Annotated in this window: 1 pseudogene; it reads right to left on the bottom strand. The window is 50.4% G+C overall.

The annotated features are described in order from the left end of the window. Window positions 1-215 (bottom strand): annotated as a pseudogene (aroB, locus tag V5P19_RS24280) (3-dehydroquinate synthase); the annotation flags it as partial. Window positions 216-244 lie beyond the last annotated feature (29 nt).

Below are 244 nucleotides of genomic sequence, written 5' to 3'. Positions count from 1 at the left end.
CCGTCAGGGAGGATAACGCTATCGACGTTAACACCCGCCTGTTCAAGTACGCCGCGGACCTTATCGAGATACAGAGGAGCCAGGGTTTCGTTGGTGACCAACATGACCTGCTCGCCCGATTTCAGCGGTAAGAATGAAGCTGGTTCATTAAACAAACCAGATGCGATGGTAATTGGGTAACTACGTTCCCCGAGAGTAACGACAATCCTCTCCATAACGCGACATCCACCTTAATTACTGTACC

Origin of the sequence: Enterobacter sp. UNJFSC 003 (assembly GCF_036903355.1) — a bacterium.
GTDB lineage: Bacteria > Pseudomonadota > Gammaproteobacteria > Enterobacterales > Enterobacteriaceae > Enterobacter.
This window is presented reverse-complemented; position numbering and strand designations above follow the sequence as displayed.